Source organism: Kitasatospora sp. NPDC001225 (assembly GCF_053597855.1).
Map to the genome: position 1 here is coordinate 19,227 of NZ_JBSFJC010000017.1, position 17,474 is coordinate 36,700.

Sequence of the window (17,474 nt, forward strand, 5' to 3'; positions counted from 1 at the left end):
CATGACCAGTCCCAATCCCGCAGCCGCGAAGCCCGGCCTGGCCCAGCGGTTCAGCGGTGAGCGGATCGTGCTCGCGCTGGCGGCGCCGGTGCTCGCGGTCCTGCTCTCCGTGGCGATCTGTTCCGTCCTGCTGGCGACCTCGGGCAAGAACCCGTTCGACGCCTGGAACGTGATGCTCACGTACGCCAGCAAGTCGGACGGCCAGGTGGGCATCCTCAACCGGTCCACCACCTACTACCTGGCCGCCGCGGCCGCCGCGTTCGGGTTCCGGATGAACCTGTTCAACATCGGCGTCGAGGGCCAGTACAAGGTCGCGGCGCTGTTCGCGGCCTTCGTCGGCGCCAAGGTGGACCTGCCGGCCTTCATCCAGATCCCGCTGCTGCTGGTCACCGCCATGCTGGTCGGCGGCCTGTACGCGAGCGTCGCCGGTCTGCTGAAGGTCTACCGCGGCGTCAGCGAGGTCATCTCGACCATCATGCTGAACTCGATCGCGACCGCGATCATCGGTCTGCTGCTCGTCCCCGGCATCTTCGCGCCGAAGACCAGCGGCACCACCAACTCGATCCAGACCGAGCCGATCTCGCAGTCCAGCCACTTCTTCGCGATGGAGACGGCCGGCGGGACGCTCTGGGGCTTCATCTTCGTCGCCGCCCTGGTCGGCGTGGTCTTCCAGTTCGTGCTGACCCGCACCCGCTTCGGCTTCGACCTGCGCGCCACCGGCCGCTCGGAGTCCGCCGCGACCGCCTCCGGCGTGAACGTCAAGCGCATGGTGGTCATCTCGATGGTCGTCTCCGGCGCCATCGCCGGTCTGATCGGCCTGCCGGAGCTCCTGCAGAACTCGCACTACTTCGGCCAGAGCTTCCAGCCCGGCCTGGGCTTCCTGGGCATCTCGATCGCCCTGCTCGGCCGGAACAGCCCGATCGGCATCGCCTTCGCGGCGCTGCTGTTCGCCTTCCTGGACGTCACCGGCTCGGTGCTGCCGCTCCAGGGCGGCTTCCCCTTCGAGATCGTCGACGTCATGAAGGGCACCATCGTCATCTGCGTCGTCGTCGCGTACGAGCTGGTGCGCCGCTACGGCCTGAAGCGCCAGCAGCAGAAGGTCGGCGCCCAGCTCGCCGCCCAGGCCGCCGCGACCAGCAACAAGGAGGTTGCGGCATGAGCCAGAACTTCACGGTCGATTACTGGAAGCGGATCGTTTTTCCGCTCGGAGAGCCGTCGGGCGGACCCGCGAAGAAGCGCAAGCTGTCCTGGCCGGTCGTCCTGCTGCTGATCGCGGGCGCCCTGGTGCTGTTCTCCGCCGTGGGCATGGCCACCGGCAACCACTCGCTGACCTCCTCCGGGCAGATCACCGCCGCGCTCGGCGCGGCCGTGCCGATCGGCATGGCCGGTCTGGGCGGTCTCTGGTCCGAGCGGGCCGGCGTGGTCAACATCGGTCTCGAAGGCATGATGGTCGCCGGCACCTTCTGCGGTGCCTGGGCGGGCTACCTGGTCAACCCGTGGGTCGGCCTGCTGGCCGGCATGCTGGGCGGGGCGCTCGGCGGCCTGCTGCACGCGGTCGTCACCGTCACCTTCGGCGTCGACCACATCGTCTCCGGCGTCGGCATCAACCTGCTGATCCCCGGCATCTGCGCGTACGTCAACCGGATCTACTACAAGGACTACGTCTCGGCCGGTGCCGGCCAGAACCAGTCCCCGCCGGCGGACCCGCTGCCGTACATCACCGTCCCGGGCCTGTCCTCCGGGCTGAAGAGCATCGAGAACCACCACTGGTTCCTGGTCTCGGACGTCGCGGGCGTGCTCGGCGGCCTGGTCACCAACATCTCGGTGGTCGTGCTGGTGGCCGGCGCGCTGATCGTGGTCAGCTACTTCGCGCTCTGGCGCACGGTGTTCGGCCTGCGGCTGCGCTCCTGCGGCGAGAACCCGACCGCCGCCGAGTCGCTGGGCGTCAACGTCTACAAGTACAAGTACCTCGCGGTCATCGCCTCCGGTGCCTTCGCGGGCCTCGGCGGGGCGTACCTCTCGCTGGTCGCGGCGCACTTCTACAAGGACGGCCAGACCCTCGGCCGCGGCTTCATCGGCCTCGCCGCGATGATCTTCGGCAACTGGATGCCGGGCGGCCTCGCCATGGGCGCGGGCCTGTTCGGCTTCACCGACAGCCTCCAGCTGCGCGACCCGGAGTCGGTGCACGTGATGATCCTGATCGTGGGCATCGCGATGGTGCTGCTCGCGCTCTGGCACCTGTACCGCCGCAAGTACACCGCGACGGTGGCCTCCTTCGTGGTGGCGGCCGGCCTGATCGCCTGGTACTCGTTCACCGACGAGGTGCAGCGCCCGCTGATCGTCGCCACGCCGTACCTGATCACCCTGGTGGTGCTCTCGCTGGCCGCGCAACGGCTGCGGATGCCGAAGGCGGACGGCCAGATCTACCGCAAGGGCCAGGGCAAGTGACCGCCGACGGGCCCGCGGCGCCGCCCGCGATCGACTGGGAGCTGCTGCGTTCGGCGGCGCGCGAGGCCATGGGCCGCGCGTACGCGCCGTACAGCAGGTTCCCGGTCGGCGCGGCCGCGCTGGTGGACGACGGCCGGGTGGTCACGGGCTGCAACGTCGAGAACGCCTCGTACGGGCTGGGGCTGTGCGCCGAGTGCGGGCTGGTGTCCGCGCTGCACTCCTCCGGCGGCGGCCGGCTGGTCGCCTTCACCTGCGTGGACGGCGCCGGCGAACTGCTGATGCCGTGCGGGCGCTGCCGCCAGCTGCTGTACGAGCACGGCGGGCCGGGGCTGCTGATCGAACTGGCCTCGGGCATCAAGCCGATGAGCGAGGTCCTGCCCGACGCGTTCGGGCCGGAACGGCTCTAGCCTCCCTTTCTGTTACGCGCGTAGAGTGTCGCGAGTGGGCCGGAACCCGGTCATCTCGCGACACTCTTCGCTTTTGAAACCCCTCTTGGAGCACGCATGGACGCCATCTCCGTCATCAGGACCAAGCGCGATCGCGGAGAACTGAGCGACGCTCAGATCGACTGGGTCATCGACGCCTACACCCGCGGCGAGGTCGCCGACGAGCAGATGTCCGCACTGGCGATGGCGATCCTGCTGAACGGCATGAAGCCGCACGAGATCAGCCGCTGGACCGACGCCATGATCCGCTCCGGTGTCCGGATGGACTTCTCCTCGCTGCCGCTGCCCACCAGCGACAAGCACTCCACCGGCGGCGTCGGCGACAAGATCACCCTGCCGCTCGCCCCGCTGGTCGCCGCCTGCGGCGCCGCCGTCCCGCAGCTCTCCGGCCGGGGCCTCGGCCACACCGGCGGCACCCTGGACAAGCTGGAGTCCATCCCCGGCTGGCGCGCCCTGCTCTCCAACGAGGAGATGATGGACGTGCTGGGCTCCGTCGGCGCGGTGATCTGCGCGGCCGGCGACGGCCTCGCGCCCGCCGACAAGAAGCTGTACGCGCTGCGCGACGTCACCGGCACCGTCGAGGCCATCCCGCTGATCGCCTCCTCGATCATGTCGAAGAAGATCGCCGAGGGCACCGGCGCGCTCGTCCTGGACGTCAAGGTCGGCTCCGGGGCGTTCATGAAGAACCTGGACGACGCCCGCGAACTCGCCCGCACCATGGTCGGCCTGGGCACCACCGCCGGGGTCAACACCGTCGCCCTGCTCACCGACATGTCCACCCCGCTCGGCCTCACCGCGGGCAACGCGCTGGAGGTCCGCGAGTCCGTCGAGGTGCTCGCCGGCGGCGGCCCGGCCGACGTCGTCGAGCTCACCCTCGCGCTCGCCCGCGAGATGCTCGCCGCGGCCGGCGTCCACGGCAAGGACCCGGCGGACGCGCTGCGCGACGGCACCGCGATGGACCACTGGCGCCGCATGATCGCCGCCCAGGGCGGCGACGTCGACGCCCCGCTCCCGGTCGCCCGCGAGCAGCACGTCATCCCGGCCCCCGCCTCCGGCGTGCTCACCACGCTGGACGCCTACGCGATCGGCGTCAGCGCCTGGCGCCTGGGCGCCGGCCGCGCCCGCAAGGAGGACCCGGTGCAGGCCGGCGCCGGCATCGAGATGCACGCCAAGCCCGGCGACACCGTGGTGGCCGGCCAGCCCCTGCTGACCCTGCACACCGACACCCCCGAGCGCTTCGACTACGCCGTCGAGGCCCTGGCCGGCGGCATCGAGGTCGCCCCGGCGGGCACCGCCTTCACCCCGAACCCGATCGTCCTCGACCGCATCGCGTAGTCATACGGCCACCGCGTGTGCGGCAGCGTGCTCTACGCTGCCGCACACGGGAGTCGACCGCTTCAAGAGGCGTATGCGGGGGACTGCCGAGGTCACCCGGGCGCTGTGGGCCCGGAAGGTCTGCGAGCCGGGTGACGAGGAGCCCGCACCCGCCACCCGGGTGCGGGCTCCTGTGCGTCAGGCGTACGTGAGCAGACTGCCGGTGTCGAGCGTCCAGGGGCCGACGGCGATCGTGTCGCCGAAGGCGAACTTCTCCCGGGACTCGTAGCCGGGTTCCGAGTGCACGACGCCCGTGCCCGTGCGGGGATCGACGAGCAGGTAGAACGGGATCCCCATGGCCGAGTAGTCGCGCACCTTGTCGTGGTAGTCGTTCTCCGGGTTGGACTTGGAGACGATCTCCACGACGAGCAGAACCTCGTGCGGGAGGACCGCCCGCTGCTCGCCCTCCAGGGTCGCCTCGGGGAACACCATCAGGTCCGGGTTGCGCAGTCGGCCGAGCCCCGCGTCCTGGAGGTCCGCGCCGTGGTAGGCGATGTGACCCGGGTGGGTCGTCGGCAACTGGGCGTTGAGCTGCCGGGAGAGGCGCAGCACGGCGAGCTCGTGGCGCTTCACGGGCGACATCATCATGACGATCTGGCCGTCGGCGATCTCGATCTTCCCTATCCCCGGCACCTTCGGCAGCTGATCCGCGATCTCGAGCAACCGGGCGTACACAGCAGGATCGATGCTCATATTCCGGAGTGTATCGGCGGCCGCCGTCAAGCGTCCGCGACCGTTCGCCGGGCGGTGGTGTGGGCCTGGCGGGTGGCGTAGAGGGTGACGGCGGCGGCGAGGGCCATGGCGGTGAGGCCGACGGTGGCGGCGCCGGGCCAGCCGGTGGCGTGGTAGGCGTCGGCGCCGAGGGTGCCGCCGAGGCTGTTGCCGAGGTAGTAGGCGATCAGGTAGAGGGCGGAGGCCTGGGCGCGGCCCTCGGTGGCGGTGCGGCCGACGGAGGAGGAGGCGGTGGCGTGGCCGGCGAAGAAGCCGGCGGTGATCAGGACCAGGCCGAGCAGGGCGCAGGTGAGGGATTCGGCGAGGGAGAGCAGCAGGCCGGCCGCGGTCACGCCGATGGAGACGTAGAGGGCGCCGCGCCGGCCGAGGCGGCCGGCGAGCCGGCCGGCCGCGGCGGAGGTGCCGGTGCCGACCAGGTAGACCACGAAGATCGAGGCGGCGATCGACTCCGGCAGGTGGAAGGGTGCGGCGATCAGCCGGTAGCCGACGGTGTTGTAGACCGCGCCGAACACCGCCATGAACAGCATGCCGAGCAGGTACAGCCGTAGCAGCAGCGGGTTGCGCAGGTGCCGTCCGACGGTGCGGGTGAGCGCGCGGGCGTCCACCGGGGCCGGGGTGAAGTGCCGGGCGGCGGGGATCAGCAGCCGGAAGGCGAGGGTGGCGAGCAGGGCGAGGACGGCGGAGGCGGCGAGGCCCCAGCGCCAGCCGAGTCCGGCGGCGGTCCAGCCGGAGAGCAGTCGGCCGCCCATGCCGCCGATGCTGTTGCCGGCCACGTACAGGCCCATCGCGGAGGGCAGGGCGCTGGGGTGGACCTCCTCGGCGAGGTAGGCCATGGCGGTGGCGGGGAGCCCGGCGAGGACGGCGCCCTGGAGGACGCGCAGGACGACGAGGGTGGTGAGGTCCGGCGCGAAGGGCAGGGCGAGGGCGAACGCGGAGGCGGCGAGGGTGGAGGCCGTCATCACCGCGGTGCGGCCGTACCGGTCGGAGAGCGCGCTGGCCGGGAGCAGCCCGAGGGCGAGGCCGAGGGTGGCGGCGGAGGCCGTCCAGCTGGCCTGGCCGGGGGTGAGGTCGAGGTCGGCCGAGAGGATCGGCAGCAGGCCCTGGGTGGAGTAGAGCAGGACGAAGGTCGCGACCCCGGCGGCGAACAGGGCGAGGTTGGCGCGGCGGAAGGCGCGCTGGCCGGGGCGGTGGCGGTCGTCGGCGGTGAGGGTGGTGGGGGCGGTGGCGGGGGCATCCGGGGTGGTCACGGATGCCCCGGTATCGGCGGGCTGCATGTCGTCGACCGTAGGCCTGTCGGCGTTGATGCGTCCAATGCATGAAGTGTGGATGATCGATGCACTGGCGTATGAGTCGAGGTGGTGCGGGGATGTCCGGTCCGGAATCGGTGGACGGTGGGGAACAGCGGTACCGGGTGGCCGAGTTGGGGCCGGAGGAGCCGGCCGTGCTGCTGGCGCCCCGGCTGGCCCGGTTCGCGGCGGTGGCCCGGCTGGAGCACGTGACCCAGGCGGCCGCGCTGCTCGGGGTGCCGCAGCCGACGCTGTCGCGCGCGGTGGCCGGGCTGGAGGAGGAGCTGGGGGTGGACCTGCTGGCCCGCCAGGGCCGTACGGTCCGGCTGACCAGGGCGGGCCGGCTGCTGCTGGCCTCGGTGGAGCGGGCGCTGGCCGAGCTGGAGCGGGGTGCGGAGGCGGCCCGGGCGGAGGCGGATCCGGCGGTGGGCCTGGTGGCCTTCGGCTTCCTGCACACGATGGGGCCGGACGCGGTGCCGGCGCTGCTGCGCGGCTTCCGCGCGGAGCACCCGCGGGTGCGGTTCCAGTTGGTGCAGGACTACGGCGCGGCGATGCTGGAGCGGCTGCGGGCCGGGGAGTTGGACCTCTGCCTGGTCGCGCCGCTGCCGGAGGACCCGGCGTTCGCCGCCCGGCCGCTGGACGAGCAGCGGCTGCACCTGGTCGTCCCGGCGGACCACCGGCTGGCCGGGCGGCGGCGGATCCGGCTGGCGGAGGTGGCCGAGGAGCCGTTCGTCGGGCTGGAGCAGGGGTACGGGCTGCGCGCGATCACGGACGGCTTCTGCGCGGAGGCCGGGTTCGTCCCCCGGCTGGCGTTCGAGGGGGAGGAGGCGGAGACGCTGCGCGGGCTGGTGGCGGCCGGGCTGGGGGTGGCGCTGCTGCCGCCGGCCCTGGTGCCGCGGCCGGGGGTGGTGGAGCTGGAGGTGACGGCGCCGCGGACCCGGCGGGCGATCGGGTTGGCCTGGGCGGCGGGGCGGCCGCTGGCCCCGCCGGCGCGGGCGTTCCGGGACTTCGTGCTGTCCCGGCGCGGGCGGCTGCTGCAGCACGACTGAGAACGCCGTCGTGCGGCGCGACTGACGCCGTGGTGCGGCGCGACCGGGCCCGCGGCGGCGGGCGGTTGACGCTTTGGTGGATCGTATGGACCGGTCGGTGGAATTCCGGGTGGAGTTTGGACCATCCGGCGGTGTTCGCGGTGGTCGGTCTACGCGCGTAGGGGCTATATTTCCGCAATGGAACAGCAGATCCCCGTCACCACCGCGGGCACCGGCCCGCGCATCCCCACTCCCGACCAGATCCGCCGCGCGCCGAAGGTCCTCCTGCACGACCACCTGGACGGCGGGCTGCGCCCGGAGACCGTGGTCGAGCTGGCCGCCGCCTGCGGCTACCAGGGCCTGCCCACCACCGAGCCCAAGGAGCTCGGCGAGTGGTTCCGCGAGGCCGCCGACTCCGGCTCGCTGGTCCGCTACCTGGAGACCTTCGCGCACACCTGCGCCGTGATGCAGACCCGTGAGGCGCTGATCAAGGTCGCCGCGGACTGCGCCGAGGACCTGGCCGCCGACGGCGTCGTGTACGCCGAGGTCCGCTACGCCCCCGAGCAGCACCTGGAGGCCGGACTGAGCCTGGACGAGGTCGTCGAGGCCGTCCAGGAGGGCTTCCGCCTCGGCGAGGCCAACGCCCGCGCGGCCGGCCACCGGATCCGCGTCGGCACCCTGATCACCGCGATGCGGCACGCCGCCCGCTCGCAGGAGATCGCCGAACTGGCCAACCGCCACCGGGACTCGGGCGTCGTCGGCTTCGACATCGCCGGTGCCGAGGCCGGCTACCCGCCCACCCGCCACCAGGCCGCCTTCGACTACCTCAAGGGCGAGAACAACCACTTCACCATCCACGCGGGCGAGGCCTTCGGCCTGCCGTCGATCTGGGAGGCCCTGCAGTGCTGCGGCGCCGACCGGCTCGGCCACGGCGTGCGGATCGTCGACGACATCACGGTGGGCGAGGACGGCACGGTCGAGCTCGGCCGGCTGGCCGCGTACGTGCGCGACAAGCGCATCCCGCTGGAGATGTGCCCGACCTCCAACATCCAGACCGGCGCCGCCGCCTCGTACGCCGAGCACCCGATCGGGCTGCTCAGCCGGCTGAAGTTCCGGGTCACCGTGAACACCGACAACCGGCTGATGAGCGGCACCAGCATGAGCCGGGAGTTCGGCCACGTGGTGGACGCCTTCGGCTACACCCTGGGCGACCTGGAGTGGTTCACGGTGAACGCGATGAAGTCCGCGTTCCTGCCCTTCGACGAGCGGCTGGCGATGATCAGCGACGTGATCAAGCCGGGCTACGCCGAGCTGAAGGCGGAGTGGCTGTTCAGCGCGGGCACCGGCGGCAACTGAGCCTCCGGGGCGCGGCGCCCCGGCGCGCGCCGGTCGGATGAACTCCAGGCTCCTGCAAGGGGGTTGGTGTTCATCCGACTACTCACTCGGGTGAGTGAACGCCCTTTGGCTCCCGCGTGACCTGCTCACTACGGTGTGCCAGTCATGCCGAAACGTCGCGGCGGCGGTCGCCCGTCCGCCGGTCCCGTGCGCGAAGTCGGCGACCGACGAGGACCCAAAGGGGACCAACCATGAAGCAGGCTCTCAAGGCCGCCGGTACCGCGGCGCTCGGCATCGCCATCGTGGCGGTCGGCGCCGGTGCCGCCTCCGCGGCCGACGGCCAGGCGGCCGGCGGCCTCGGGCTGCCCACCGGCGCGTTGACGAACCCGGCGGTGACCGGTGCGGTCACCGACACCGCCGCCAAGCTGCCCGCCGCCGGCAAGGTGACCGAGACGCTGGGCACCCTCGCCCCGAGCGTCGGCAAGGCCGTCCCCGCCGGGGACACCCCGCTGGCCGGCGTCACCGAGCAGCGCGCCGCCCAGCAGCGCGCCGCGCTCCCGACCATCCCCGGTCTGGACAAGACCCCGATCGGCGGGCTGACCAGCACCCTCCCGGCCATCCCCGGCCTGACCGGCTGAGCCACGGCCCACGGCACGGCGACGGGCCGCCCACCCCGGAGACCCCGGGGCGGGCGGCCCGTCGCCGTGCGGTGAGGCCCGGTCGCCCCGGGCCGCCGGGCCGAGGACGGGCCCCGGGCCGCCGGGCTTACGGCTCCTGGGGGAGCAGCACCCAGAGGGCCAGGTAGAGCAGGAACTGGGGGCCGGGCAGCAGGCAGGAGAGCAGGAAGATCACGCGGACGGTCCACGGGGTCAGGCCGAAGCGTTCGGCGATCCCGGCGCAGACACCGGCGAGGACGCGGTTGCGGCGAGGACGGGCGAGGCGCGCACTCATGATTCTCTCCCTGGGGTGGCGGCCCGGTCCGGCAGGTCCGGTGGGCTGGTTCCATCCTCCGCCGCCGTCGGCCCCCGGGCCTCAGCCCGGCAGGTGATTCCCGGCCCCGAAGGGTCACCGGGGAGTCGTAGCCGGATGTCGGGGTTCCCTCGGGGTGGTCCCGGGGAACCGAGCGCGGTCCTCGGTCCGGACCGCCGGACGGGGCTCGGTAGGATGCTGCCGATCGCGGTCGGCCGGGGGGCGGACGAAAGCCCGACACTGTTGCGAAACGATCTCCCGTGCAAGCGATTTCACGTCCTGATGGGTTCTTTCCCGCATTCTCCCGTGAGGTTGGATTGCACATTCGGCAGCGCAGATTCCTGACCGCGACCACCGCCGTCACCCTGGCCTCCGGCCTGGCCGCCGTCGGGGTCGCGGCCGTCTTCGCCGCGCCGGAGGCCGTCGCGCTGTCCCCGGGCGCCCGGACCCGCCCCTCGCCGGTCACGATTGCCTTCGGCGGCCTTCCCGGCACCGTCACGGCGGGGGGCGCGCCGGTGGAGTTCACCGCGACGCTCCGGAACACCGCCGACCACCGGCTGGACGTGCCGTCCTCGGCCTTCGTCGTCGCGGACGCCGGCGCCGGCGCGGGGCAGGGCCACTTCCGGCTGGAGTACCGGGCGCCCGGCGGCACCCGGTGGCAGGACGCCAGGGCGAACCCCGCGGGCACGGGCGCCGTCTGGGCGCTCGACCAGCCCGCCGTGCTGTCGCTGCCGGCCGGCGCCGAGGCCGTCTACCGGCTGCGGCTCACCGTCACCGCCGACGCCCCGGCCGGCCGGGTGGCACCGGGCTTCGACTCCGTGGTCTCGGACCCGGCCCTGCCGCCGGAGCAGCGCGCCACCGACGCGAGCAGCGGCCGCCCGGAGCTGGTCATCGTTCCGGCGGGGGCGCCGACCACCGCGCCGACCACCGCACCGGCCACGGCGCCGCCCGCCCCGGCGGCCACCGCGGAGGTCGGGCTCCACGGCGTGCCCGTCGTGTTCACGGTGGGCGGCGAGGCGAAGCCGTTCACACTGGTCCTCACCAACCGGAGCGGCCGGGAGCTGCGGGTCGTGCCCGCGGTCGTGTTCCAGGGGGCGGCCGAACTTCCTTCGGACACGGTCGAGTTGGAGTTCCGTGGCGCCGACGGGCAGTGGCGGGGCGCCACCCCGGGCCGCGGCCCGGAGCACCCGAACCGGCTCGACTTCGCGCTGCGGACCGGGGACGGGGACGCCGACGTCATCACGCTGGCGAAGGGCGAGAGCCGCACCGTCGACCTCCGGCTGGCCTTCACCAAGGACGCGCCGATCCTGTTCGAGTCCCTGACGGCCGTGTCGCGCACCCTGCCGGAGCGGGGCGAGAGCGCGGCCGAGGCGGCCGGTCCGGCGGCCGACTTCATCACCGTGGCCGCGACGGGCGCCACCGCCGCACCCGCTCCGACCTTCGTGGACTCCGCCCCGGACCCGGACCTGCCGGAGCGGGCCGCCGCCCCGGTCCTCCCGGTCGTGCGGGCCACCGGCACGTCGCCGAGCCCGGCGGGGGCCGGCTCGCCGGTGGTCACCGCCGCCGCCCCGGCCGGGGACGGCGGGCTGGCCTCCACCGGCGGCGGCAGGGCCACGGAGCCGATGGCGATCACCGGGGCGACCGCGATCGCCCTCGGCCTCGGCACCCTGGTGGTGGCGTGGCGCCGCAACCGCGTGCGGGGCGGCACCGGGGACTGAGCCGGACACGCCGGAAGGCCCGTCCGTCGCCGCTTCGCAGCGGGTGACGGGCGGGCCTTCCGGCGTTCGTACGGCGGTACGGCTCGGCTCGGCGCGATCAGCCGGCCGGGTGCTGCGGCGGCTGCGGCTGCGCGTACGGGTTGTCCGCCACCGGCTGCGGCGGGACACCCGGCTGGTACGGCGAGGCGCCCGGCGCCGGGGCGGGCGGCACGGGGGCACCGGCCGGCGGCGGGACGGGCGCGCCCGGCTGCGCGGCGTACGGGGCCTGCGGGGCGTTGGGGTTGAACGGCGCGTTGGGGTTGAACGGCGCCTGCTGGGCGGCGTTCGGGTTGAACGGCGCGTTCGGGTTGAACGCCCCCTGCGGCGCGTTCGGGTCGAACGGGGCGGCCGCCTGCGCGGGCTGCTTCTTGGCGTTGCTGCGCTCCACCAGCGCCTTCACCGAGGCGACGATCATGCCGACCGGCAGGATGAACGCCTTGAAGAAGATGGTGTACGTGCCGCCCTCGAAGACGAACGCCAGGTAGTAGGCGTACCCCAGGAACGCGAGGCCGAGGACGAGGTTGAGGATGCGCAGGCCGACCTTCAGTCCGCCGGCCGCGACCCCGAGGGCCACCATGATGGCGCCGCTGAGGGCCAGCAGTACGACGTACCAGGAGAAGAGCGGTTCGGCGCTGAAGTCGAGATTGTTCACGGGGGCTTTCCTGGGAAGGGAAGGAGAAAAACGGCGGGAACCGTTCGGGGACGACAGCGCACAGTACTGGAGGCGGCCGACATCCGTCGCCGCCTTTGTGTCACGGTGTCATTGCGCCGGTCCGGAGCGGGAGTAGACGAGGTGGGGAAATGACGGGGTTTGAGGTGCTGCGGGTCTTTTGCGGGCCCGACGGGAGCCACGGGAACGCGCTCGGGGTGGTGCGCGACGGCGCCGCCGTGCCGGGTCGCGCGGACCGGCAGCGGGTCGCGCGCGAACTGGGCTTCAGCGAGACGGTGTTCGTCGACGACCCGGAGCGCGGGGAGATCGACATCTACACCCCGTCGGTGCGCCTGCCGTTCGCCGGCCACCCGTGCGTGGGCGCCGCCTGGCTGCTCGGGGTGGACCGGTTGGTCACGGCCGCCGGCGAGGTGGCCGTGCGGCGCGAGGGCGGGCTGATCCGGATCGAGGCCCGGCCCGAGTGGGCCCCGGGGCGCACGCTGCGGCCGTACGGTTCGGCGGCCGAGGTGGAGGCGCTGGAGGTGCCGCCGCCGGGGGAGTGGGTCTACGCCTGGGCCTGGCAGGACGAGGCGGCCGGCACCGTCCGGGCCCGGGCCTTCCCCGGGCGGGGCGACGGGATCGACGAGGACGAGGCGACCGGTGCGGCCGCCCTGCTGCTGGCCGCGCACCTCGGCCGGGCGCTGACCATCACCCAGGGCCGGGGCTCGCGGCTGCTGGCCGGGCCGCGCCCGGGTGGGCTGGTCGAGGTCGGCGGCCGGGTGGTCCGGGACCCGGGGCCGGTTCAGCCGGCCGGGGGCGTCGGCTCCGCGTAGGCGCGCCGCCGGGCGGCGGGCGTGACGGCGGCGACCGAGGTGGCGGCCGCGGCCGAGGTGGCGGCGGCGACCGAGGCGACGGCCGGCGGCACCGAGAGCACCGTCATCCGGGGCACCCGCGGCCGCCGGTCCCGCAGCAGGTGCCGCAGGCCCGGGACGAGCGCGAGGTGGACGACGGCCACGCCGACCACGGCGAGCAGGATGTGGTCCACGTTGAGGACGTGCCCGGGTGCCCAGGAGGAGAGGAACTCCAGCGCGGTCGCCAGCAGCGCGGAGGCGCCGGTGGTGCGCAGGAAGGACGGCAGCCAGGGGGCCCGGAGCCGGCCGCCGGCCAGCGGCAGCAGGACCCCGAGCGGGGCCAGCAGCAGGAGTTCGCCGACCACCTGCCAGCCGCTGGAGGAGCGGAGCGAGGCGAACGGCGTCAGGTTGGCGTCGTACACCCAGGCCACCGGCAGCGGTCTCAGCACCAGCCAGAGCACCAGTGCCAGGTGGCCGGTGAGGCCCGCCAGTCCGGCCAACCGGAGGGGACGGTGGACGGCCGCCGCCGGGTTGCTCTCGGTCCCCGCGCCGGAACGCTCGTCGCGTGTCCTGGTGCCATCTCGCTGCACGGGGGGAAGGACGTGGGCCGACGTCACGTCGGTTCCACACCCGGCGTGAACATTCCCAAACGCGCCCCCGAACCCCCTTCCCGCCCCCTCCCGCCCCTTGCCGGCGGCCCACCCGCCGGGCGGCCCACCCCCAGGGCGGGCTACCGGCAGGGCGAGGCCGTCGGCACCGCGCTGAACACGTTGTCCGGCGGCGGGCTGCCCGGCGCCACCGGGGTGGGCGACGGGCTCGGGCTCACGCCCGCCTTGGTGCCGCGGGTCGGGGACACGGTCGGGGCCGGGCCCGGCGGGGTGGCCAGGGCCGCCGGTATGTGCGGGGAGGTCGGGCAGGCCGTCCGGCTGGCGGGCGCGCCGGCGTCGACCGGCACGGCGGTCGGCCGGATGCCGCAGCCGGAGGCCAGCGCGACCAGCAGCAGCACGCCGGCGCCGCGGCGCAGGACGGTGCGGGGGACAACGGTGTCGGTGGGGCTGGTCACGTGGCGTCCTTGTCCTCGGCGGCGTCGCCGGCGGGGCCGCCCTCGGCCTCGCCCGCGGACGGCGGAGGCGGCGGGGCCAGCGGCAGCGTCAGGGTGAACACCGCGCCGACCTCCCCGTTCGCCGCCGTGATCGTTCCCCCGTGTATCTGCGCGTTGGCCATCGCGATCGACAGGCCGAGGCCGCTGCCCTCCGAGCGGGCCCGCCCCCGGTCCGCCTTGTAGAAGCGGTCGAAGACGTGCGGCAGCACGTCCTCCGGGATGCCCGGGCCGCTGTCGGAGACCTCGACCACGACCGACTCCCCGTCCTGCCGGACCTTGACCCGCACCGGCGAGCCGCCGTGCTTCAGCGCGTTGCCGATCAGGTTGGCGAAGACCACGTCGAGCCGGCGCGGGTCGACCACGGCCAGGATGCCGCGCGGGGCGTCCAGTTCGACCGCGTCGTACCAGGCCCGCCCGTCGATGCAGGACATGATCAGGTCGGCGATGTCCACCTCGTCGGCGACCAGCCTGGCGGTACCGGCGTCGAAGCGGGTCACCTCCATCAGGTTCTCCACCAGGTCGGACAGCCGCCGGGTCTCGCTGACCACGAGCCGGACGGCCGGCTCGATCATCGGGTCCAGCGACTCGGCCTCGTCCTCCAGGATGTCCGTCACGGCGGTCATCGCGGTCAGCGGGGTGCGCAGCTCGTGCGACATGTCGGCGACGAACCGCCGGCTCTGCGCCTCGCGCGCGCTCAGCTCCTCGACCTGCTCGTGCAGCTGCTCCGCCGTCCGGTTGAAGGTCCTCGCCAGGTCGGCGAGCTCGTCCGAGCCGTCGACCTCCAGCCGGGTGTCCAGGTGCCCCTCGCCGAGCCGCCGGGCGGCGTCGCCGAGCCGCTTGACCGGCCGCAGCACGGTGGCCGAGGCGGCCTGGGCGAGCAGCGCCGAGCCGATCAGCGCGAACAGCGTGGCGATCGCCAGGGACCAGCCCAGGGTGTTGAGGTCGGCCCGCTCGTTCTCCAGCGACTTGAACATGTACGCCGTCGGGCCGTTCGGCACCACCTTGGTGCCGCCGATCACGAACGGCCGGCCCTCCAGGTTCTGCCGCTGCCAGTACAGGTGGTACGGGTACGGGTTGTTCTCGGTGATCTCGCGCGGCTTGGCGACGGTGGACTGCAGCGCGGTCGGCACGTCGGCCAGGGTGAAGTGCGCGGGGTCGGAGGAGGCCGGGCACTCCGGGTGCGCCGCGTCGACCACCACCACGTCGTACGTCAGGCCGGAGCTGGCCACGGTGGACGCCAGCGAGGCCAGCTCCTGGCAGGTCGCGTTCAGCGGCAGGTCGGAGACGTTGCGGGTGAGCGAGACCCGGAAGTCGTTCAGCACGGTGTTCTGGGCGCGCTTGAGCACCGCGTCGCGGTTCAGCCAGTACGCGATGCCGGAGGCCGAGACGGCGGCGAGCAGCGCGACGGCCGCGAACACCGCGATCAGCCGCACCCGCAGGGAGCGCAGCCGACGCCACCGGCCCGTCGAGAACCGCCGGGCAGTCGTCTGATGGTCAGTCACAAGAGCCTGTCGTGGTACGGGAGTTCAGAGGTCGGGGGAGGGGCCGGCGGCCGGGTCGCGGGGTCAGGCCGGCGGGTCCAGCCGGTAGCCCACCCCGCGGACGGTGCGGATCAGCGTCGGCGCGGACGGCACGTCCTCGACCTTGGCCCGCAGCCGCTGCACGCACGCGTCCACCAGGCGGGAGTCGCCGAGGTAGTCGTGCTCCCAGACCAGCCGCAGCAGCTGCTGGCGGGAGAGCGCCTGGCCGGGGCGGCGGCTGAGCTCCAGCAGCAGCCGCAGCTCGGTCGGGGTGAGCTGGAGGTCGAGTCCGTCCTTGGTGACGGTCATCGCCGCGCGGTCGATCACCACGGTGCCGTAGGCCGAGGAGTCCGAGCTCTCCCGCTCGCCGCGCCGCAGCACCGCCCGGATCCGGGCGTCCAGCACCCGCGGCTGCACCGGTTTCACGACGTAGTCGTCCGCGCCGGACTCCAGACCCACCACCACGTCGATGTCGTCCGAGCGGGCGGTCAGCAGGATGATCGGCAGCTGGTCGGTGCGGCGGATCCGGCGGCACACCTCGAAGCCGTCGATGCCGGGCAGCATCACGTCGAGCACGATCAGGTCGGGCCGCTGCTCCTTGAAGAGACGCAGACCGTCCTCACCGGAGGCAGCGGTGGCCACGCGGTGGCCCTGGCGGGTGAGGGCGAGTTCGAGGCCGGTCCGGATGGCGTCGTCGTCCTCGATCAGAAGGAGGAAAGGCACGGCCCCATTTTGGCCCACCGGCAGCGCCGAATCACCCCCCGGACCACCCACCGTCCCTTCTGGAACCGGAACGCGTGCCACCGGCGTCAGGTTCACAGGGGGGCGGTCCGGGACTTTCGGACGGCTCCTGTGACACCCCTGTGACAGTCGGCGGACAGCGCCATCACAACCGGCGGGCAGGATTTTCCATGTCGCCGCAGGACAGCGGGCCGCAAGGCCGGCTGAAGGGCGGCTACCGGAACCGCTCGTACCGACCCAGGGGGCGCACGATGAACGCCACGCTTCAGACCCGGACCAACCCGGCTGTCCGCACCGCGCGTTCGTCAGCCACGTCCCACCGGACCCGGTACGAGGTCAGGACCGACGAGAACTCCGGTGCCGTGACCGTGCGGGGGTGCGCGCACAGCACCGGTGGAAACCCTGTCGCCCGTCGGGTGAGCGGCGGCGGCAGGACGGGGGAGCTGTACGGGATCGGCCGTCTGGGGAGTTCGGCCGACTCCGCCACCACCCTCACGCTGCGGGGGATCCTCCCCGTCCGCGTCGAGGGCAAGGACGCCCCGGGGGGGAACCGGGGGACCGGGGGGAACGGTCTGCGGACGGTCGGTTCGGGGGAGCCGACCGGTCGCGAGGCCGCCGGTGCGACGCTGCTGCGGCTGAACCCCGCGGCGGCCCGCACCACCGAGGCCGGGCAGGGAGGCGCGCAGGGGGAGCACCCGGCCGTCGCGGAGGACCACATCACGGAGTTCACCGCGTACGTGCGCGAGCGCCGCGCCTCCCTGTACGCCACGGCCTACCACCTGACCGGTGACCGCTACGAGGCCGAGGACCTGCTGCAGAGCGCGCTCTTCAGCACCTACCGGGCCTGGGGCCGGATCACCGACAAGGCCGCGGTCGGGGGCTACCTCCGCCGCACCATGACCAACCTGCACATCTCCGCCTGGCGGCGCCGCAAGGTCAACGAGTACCCGACCGAGGAGCTGCCGGAGACGGCCGGCGACACCGACGCGATGGGCGGCACCGAGCTGCGCACCGTGCTCTGGCAGGCGCTGGCGAAGCTGCCGGAGAACCAGCGCACCATGCTGGTGCTGCGGTACTACGAGGGCAAGACCGACCCGGAGATCGCCGGCGTGCTGGGGATCAGCGTCGGCACGGTCAAGAGCAGCATCTGGCGCGCCCTGCGCCGGCTGCGCGAGGACGAGCACCTGAACAAGTCCGGCGACACCGTCCGGGCGTTCGGCGAGCTGGTCGCGTAAC

General features: G+C 73.5%; 18 protein-coding genes. 10 read left to right on the top strand and 8 right to left on the bottom strand.

Annotated features, from left to right (window positions below):
• Position 1: 1 nt before the first annotated feature.
• From ACWDCZ_RS08315 to ACWDCZ_RS08330, 4 genes are all read left to right on the top strand, one after another.
• Positions 2 to 1,159 carry an ABC transporter permease gene (locus ACWDCZ_RS08315; protein WP_375877438.1) on the top strand — a complete coding sequence of 386 codons (1,158 nt, stop codon included), beginning with the start codon at positions 2 to 4 and terminating at the stop codon, positions 1,157 to 1,159.
• Entirely contained in the window at positions 1,156 to 2,448 is a 1,293-nt protein-coding gene (locus tag ACWDCZ_RS08320; RefSeq protein ID WP_049649191.1) for an ABC transporter permease, read from the top strand. The genes ACWDCZ_RS08315 and ACWDCZ_RS08320 overlap by 4 nt, the downstream gene beginning before the upstream one ends.
• Positions 2,445 to 2,855: a cytidine deaminase gene (locus tag ACWDCZ_RS08325; RefSeq protein WP_049649192.1), complete on the top strand. Its 411-nt coding sequence runs from the start codon at positions 2,445 to 2,447 to the stop codon at positions 2,853 to 2,855. The genes ACWDCZ_RS08320 and ACWDCZ_RS08325 overlap by 4 nt, the downstream gene beginning before the upstream one ends.
• 96 nt (positions 2,856 to 2,951) lie before the next feature.
• Positions 2,952 to 4,229 (top strand): thymidine phosphorylase, encoded by a 1,278-nt coding sequence (locus ACWDCZ_RS08330; RefSeq protein ID WP_049649193.1) that lies wholly within the window; start codon positions 2,952 to 2,954, stop codon positions 4,227 to 4,229.
• A gap of 177 nt (positions 4,230 to 4,406) precedes the next feature.
• Here the strand turns inward: ACWDCZ_RS08330 and ACWDCZ_RS08335 are convergent, their stop codons facing one another.
• The gene (locus ACWDCZ_RS08335; protein ID WP_063780018.1) at positions 4,407 to 4,961 is read right to left on the bottom strand and encodes a Uma2 family endonuclease; all 555 of its coding nucleotides are present in this window, start codon (positions 4,959 to 4,961) and stop codon (positions 4,407 to 4,409) included.
• 26 nt (positions 4,962 to 4,987) lie between these two features.
• Entirely contained in the window at positions 4,988 to 6,274 is a 1,287-nt protein-coding gene (locus ACWDCZ_RS08340) for an MFS transporter (RefSeq protein ID WP_449815549.1), read from the bottom strand.
• A gap of 92 nt (positions 6,275 to 6,366) precedes the next feature.
• Here ACWDCZ_RS08340 and ACWDCZ_RS08345 point away from each other — a divergent pair, with 92 nt between their 5' ends.
• From ACWDCZ_RS08345 to ACWDCZ_RS08355, 3 genes are all read left to right on the top strand, one after another.
• Positions 6,367 to 7,335 (top strand): LysR family transcriptional regulator, encoded by a 969-nt coding sequence (locus ACWDCZ_RS08345; protein WP_082345153.1) that lies wholly within the window; start codon positions 6,367 to 6,369, stop codon positions 7,333 to 7,335.
• Between the two features lie 177 nt (positions 7,336 to 7,512).
• Positions 7,513 to 8,670, top strand: a complete 1,158-nt coding sequence (locus tag ACWDCZ_RS08350; protein ID WP_449815550.1) for an adenosine deaminase — start codon at positions 7,513 to 7,515, stop codon at positions 8,668 to 8,670.
• 230 nt (positions 8,671 to 8,900) lie between these two features.
• Positions 8,901 to 9,287 (top strand): hypothetical protein, encoded by a 387-nt coding sequence (locus ACWDCZ_RS08355; protein WP_049649197.1) that lies wholly within the window; start codon positions 8,901 to 8,903, stop codon positions 9,285 to 9,287.
• 127 nt (positions 9,288 to 9,414) lie between these two features.
• Here the strand turns inward: ACWDCZ_RS08355 and ACWDCZ_RS08360 are convergent, their stop codons facing one another.
• Positions 9,415 to 9,600 (bottom strand): PspC domain-containing protein, encoded by a 186-nt coding sequence (locus ACWDCZ_RS08360; protein ID WP_049649198.1) that lies wholly within the window; start codon positions 9,598 to 9,600, stop codon positions 9,415 to 9,417.
• 335 nt (positions 9,601 to 9,935) lie between these two features.
• Between ACWDCZ_RS08360 and ACWDCZ_RS08365 the strand changes: the two genes are divergently transcribed.
• On the top strand, positions 9,936 to 11,336 hold the full coding sequence (locus tag ACWDCZ_RS08365) for a hypothetical protein (RefSeq protein WP_449815551.1): 1,401 nt from the start codon (positions 9,936 to 9,938) through the stop codon (positions 11,334 to 11,336).
• Between the two features lie 97 nt (positions 11,337 to 11,433).
• Here the strand turns inward: ACWDCZ_RS08365 and ACWDCZ_RS08370 are convergent, their stop codons facing one another.
• Positions 11,434 to 12,027 carry a hypothetical protein gene (locus tag ACWDCZ_RS08370; RefSeq protein ID WP_117488165.1) on the bottom strand — a complete coding sequence of 198 codons (594 nt, stop codon included), beginning with the start codon at positions 12,025 to 12,027 and terminating at the stop codon, positions 11,434 to 11,436.
• Between the two features lie 149 nt (positions 12,028 to 12,176).
• On the opposite strand from ACWDCZ_RS08370, the gene ACWDCZ_RS08375 reads away from it, so the two are divergent.
• Positions 12,177 to 12,857: a PhzF family phenazine biosynthesis protein gene (locus tag ACWDCZ_RS08375; protein ID WP_074003909.1), complete on the top strand. Its 681-nt coding sequence runs from the start codon at positions 12,177 to 12,179 to the stop codon at positions 12,855 to 12,857.
• On the opposite strand, the gene ACWDCZ_RS08380 is transcribed toward ACWDCZ_RS08375, so the two are convergent.
• The 4 genes from ACWDCZ_RS08380 to ACWDCZ_RS08395 all read right to left on the bottom strand — a co-directional run bounded on the left by ACWDCZ_RS08380 (position 12,827) and on the right by ACWDCZ_RS08395 (position 16,220).
• On the bottom strand, positions 12,827 to 13,465 hold the full coding sequence (locus tag ACWDCZ_RS08380) for a VanZ family protein (RefSeq protein ID WP_158077740.1): 639 nt from the start codon (positions 13,463 to 13,465) through the stop codon (positions 12,827 to 12,829). The genes ACWDCZ_RS08375 and ACWDCZ_RS08380 overlap by 31 nt on opposite strands.
• Positions 13,466 to 13,605: 140 nt before the next feature.
• On the bottom strand, positions 13,606 to 13,938 hold the full coding sequence (locus ACWDCZ_RS08385; protein ID WP_074003907.1) for a hypothetical protein: 333 nt from the start codon (positions 13,936 to 13,938) through the stop codon (positions 13,606 to 13,608).
• On the bottom strand, positions 13,935 to 15,479 hold the full coding sequence (locus ACWDCZ_RS08390; protein WP_049654103.1) for a sensor histidine kinase: 1,545 nt from the start codon (positions 15,477 to 15,479) through the stop codon (positions 13,935 to 13,937). Before ACWDCZ_RS08390 ends, ACWDCZ_RS08385 begins: the two co-directional genes overlap by 4 nt.
• 63 nt (positions 15,480 to 15,542) lie before the next feature.
• Complete coding sequence (locus tag ACWDCZ_RS08395; protein WP_049654100.1) at positions 15,543 to 16,220, bottom strand: response regulator transcription factor; 678 nt, start codon at positions 16,218 to 16,220, stop codon at positions 15,543 to 15,545.
• Positions 16,221 to 16,600: 380 nt separating this feature from the next.
• On the opposite strand from ACWDCZ_RS08395, the gene ACWDCZ_RS08400 reads away from it, so the two are divergent.
• Positions 16,601 to 17,473 carry a SigE family RNA polymerase sigma factor gene (locus ACWDCZ_RS08400; protein WP_416873751.1) on the top strand — a complete coding sequence of 291 codons (873 nt, stop codon included), beginning with the start codon at positions 16,601 to 16,603 and terminating at the stop codon, positions 17,471 to 17,473.
• Position 17,474: the final 1 nt, after the last annotated feature.